The organism is Thiomonas sp. 13-64-67 (assembly GCF_002282795.1).
In the GTDB taxonomy this organism is placed as follows: Bacteria; Pseudomonadota; Gammaproteobacteria; order Burkholderiales; family Burkholderiaceae_C; genus Thiomonas; species Thiomonas arsenitoxydans.
The window spans coordinates 1-3,040 of sequence record NZ_NCKP01000110.1 but is presented as its reverse complement, the minus strand read 5'-3'; the positions used below and the strand labels follow the sequence as shown (position 1 = coordinate 3,040).

Sequence of the window (3,040 nt, the reverse complement as noted above, 5' to 3'; positions counted from 1 at the left end):
AAACGCTTCGGCCTTCATCCCGCTGGCTTTGAGTTCATCAAGAATCGCCAGAATCTCATCAATCCGCTCTTCACTGAGTTTGTCTGATCGCATGGAGCCTCCGAAAAAACTCAAGCTTCGCTCAGCTCAGACCCATTGAAAAGATGGGTTCGGCAAACGCTTACAGTCAACACGCCATTGCGGCATGACTTAAACCAACCAGCCTCCACGAAACACGGGGCGGTTCATGCCCAGATCATCAATGCCTTCTACCAAACGGTGTTCAACCCTTGGCTCAATGGGCATCGCCCGTGCTTGTTCGCCACCGAGATCACGAGTCCCAAGGGCAAGATCGTCAAGCGCTACCGCCACGCCGATGTGAAGACGCCCCTAGCCTGCCTGGCACAGCTCAGTGCGCAAGTCTTGGTGCGCTTCAAAGCGGGCGTCACGCTCCACGCCTTGCAGGCTCAGGCGGATGCGCAAAGCGATCTGGCCGCCGCTCAGGCCATGCAGCAAGCCAAGGCGGCGCTCTTTGCGCAATGCAACACGGCTGCGCCACGGCGACGGGCCTGACAGCTTGCAGGCGCGACGTTGCAGGCAACCGCGCAAATCCAACCCCAACCCCGCTCAGATCCTCTGCGGGAAGGACGCCGCACGCCGGTCGGACATGCACCAAGACTAGGGGGGGGCCTCCGGCGGCCTGGCAGGGGCCTTCCCTTGACACCATCCAAGCCACAATCCAACCCTCTTTACACTGACCCTTTCAGCCTCAATCAACCCGCCTTCAAAGAACCACTCTCAACCCGGCTTCAGGCTCATACCTGAATTGGAAAATACTGCTGCATGTACCGCCGGTTGAGGGCCCACTCGTCGTTTTGCTCGAGCATCATGGCGCCGACCAGCCTGGTAATCGAGGCGTCGTTGGGGAAGATGCCGACGACATTGGTGCGGCGCTTGATCTCGGCGTTCAATCGTTCCAGCGGATTGGTCGAGTAGATCTGGGTCCAATGCGCCTTCGGGAACGTCATGTCAACACCGACCAGGGCAGCCAGTTCACCGCCCAGGACTTTGTCGATGCGGTCCAGAACTCGGGCGCCCAACTCTCCATGGACGGCCGCGGCGCCTGGCGGGATAACGTGTTCGTCGAGCGGGTCTGGTGCTCGGTCAAATACGAGCGGGTGTACCTGCGGGCCTACGCCAGCGTGCGCGAAGCGCGGGCCGACATCGGCCAGTACATCGACTGGTACAACCGCGATCGGCCGCATTCCAGCCAGGACGGCAACACGCCGGAACAAGCGTACCTGGCCTGCCTATCCTGCCGGAGGCTGCCTAAAATGATTCCTAGGTGCGCCCCGAGTTGCCCACCGCGTCGGCCGTTCGTCGCAAGCGAAGCCCGCCGCCGTGGACAACTCTGCACCGTCTCAACCCACCAGGCATCCACTTATCTCTCGGGGAAATCTGTTCTGACGAACCGAGCCACTTCTCTCAGCACCGGTCTGCTGCCGACCGCTGGCATCGAGAATGCGGGCGCACTGAGGCGCAACCCGTTCGACGGGCCTAGCCAGCAGTGCCCGGCAAAGCCATTCCCGCAATCAGTGTTTCAAGCGACCGCGCCATGGCGAGTAGCTCGCGATCCTGACCATACGCCGCGCTCAATTGTACGCCCATGGGGAGCTTAAAACCTGGCAAGCATATCGGCAAGCTGAGCGCGCATTGCGCGAACACATTCACCGGCCTCGCATTCCGTGCGATCAAACCGTTCCACTCCACGCCCCGATCGACACTGTCCAAACGATCTAGGCGGCGCGGGAAATGCGGCACCGACGGACATAGCCAAGCACTGAAGCCCCGCATCTTCATTTCCGCGTCTTTCTGCAAGCGATGCAATGTATCTCTTAGTCGTTGCTCTTCGCCTGCCTCTGCATTTAATCCGTCTTCGATTCTGCGTACGGTCATCGGATCGAGATAAGACTTGTTCTTTGCATATGCGTCATGGCCCAGGTCGGCCAGTAATTCGCGCGGCACGAGCCATTTGAAAAAAGGCGTTAGCGCATCGACTTCCGGCCAGTCGACAAACTTCACTTGAGCGCCACTGGCCGATAGCACTTCCAACAGCGCATGGAAACCGCGTTCGATGCCGCGATCTAGGTCGCGGCAAAGCTGCATCGGCACCGCTAGCGTAAGCTCGGCAATAGGATGAGCCGCGACAGGCTCCGAAGCATCTTCAAGCACGTTGACGACTAGCGCCATATCGGACATGCTGCGGGTGAAAAACCCCAGCGAATCGAGCGACCTGGACAACGGGAAGACCCCGGATTGGGGCCAACGGCCATACGTCGATTTGTAACCGACGACTCCGCACATGGCCGCGGGCTGCCTGACCGAGCCGCCCGTATCCGTACCCAAGGCAAGCGGGCACAGGCCAGCGGCAACGGCGACCGCCGAACCGCTGCTCGAGCCACCCGGGGTGCGGGGCGCAGCCGGGTCGACGGGATTCCAAGGGGTCGGCCGCTGCAAATTGACTGTGCCGAGCGAAAGCTCGGTCATATTCGTCTTGCCGAGAATGATCGCCCCGCAGCGGCGCAGTTCCGCGAGGAGCTTATTTTCGACCGTCGGTTCCCGTTGCCCCAGCACCGCGCCACTGCCTAAGCGCATAGGCATCCCGCGCACTGCATACACGTCTTTTACCCCAAGCGGAATTCCGGTCAGAGGTCCTCGATACACACCTCGTTCAAGTTCGCCATCCAGGACAGCGGCTTCTTCGCGACAGCGCTGCGGATCGACATAAGCAAAGGCCCTGTACTTGCCGTCGAGCCGGTCGATGCGCTCCAAATAAAACTCGACGACTTCGCCGACGCGTAGCCGCCGCGCCTTGATCGCCGCAGCAAGCTCGTTGACGGGATGCTGGCCAACGGCAAAGGTTTCGTTCAACAAGCTGGACAAGAACAACTCCTAAGGGCGGCCCCCCGAGTTCGACACCAACTGTCGTAAGTGCTTGATCTGTCTATGGCAGGTTGTTGAAATTGCCACTACAGCAGGGGCAGTTGGGTGTCTTGGGTGG

General features: G+C 60.3%; 2 protein-coding genes and 2 pseudogenes. 2 read left to right on the top strand and 2 right to left on the bottom strand.

What is annotated here, in order from left to right; all coding sequences use genetic code 11:
• Positions 1–294: 294 nt before the first annotated feature.
• On the top strand, positions 295–552 hold the full coding sequence (locus B7X30_RS15220) for a hypothetical protein (RefSeq protein WP_286731745.1): 258 nt from the start codon (positions 295–297) through the stop codon (positions 550–552).
• 242 nt (positions 553–794) lie between these two features.
• Here B7X30_RS15220 and B7X30_RS15215 read toward each other — a convergent pair.
• A pseudogene (locus B7X30_RS15215) lies at positions 795–1,007 on the bottom strand (transposase); the annotation flags it as partial.
• A gap of 3 nt (positions 1,008–1,010) precedes the next feature.
• Here B7X30_RS15215 and B7X30_RS15210 point away from each other — a divergent pair.
• A pseudogene (locus B7X30_RS15210) lies at positions 1,011–1,292 on the top strand (transposase); the annotation flags it as partial.
• Between the two features lie 244 nt (positions 1,293–1,536).
• Here the strand turns inward: B7X30_RS15210 and B7X30_RS15205 are convergent.
• On the bottom strand, positions 1,537–2,922 hold the full coding sequence (locus tag B7X30_RS15205; RefSeq protein WP_286731743.1) for an amidase: 1,386 nt from the start codon (positions 2,920–2,922) through the stop codon (positions 1,537–1,539).
• Positions 2,923–3,040 lie beyond the last annotated feature (118 nt).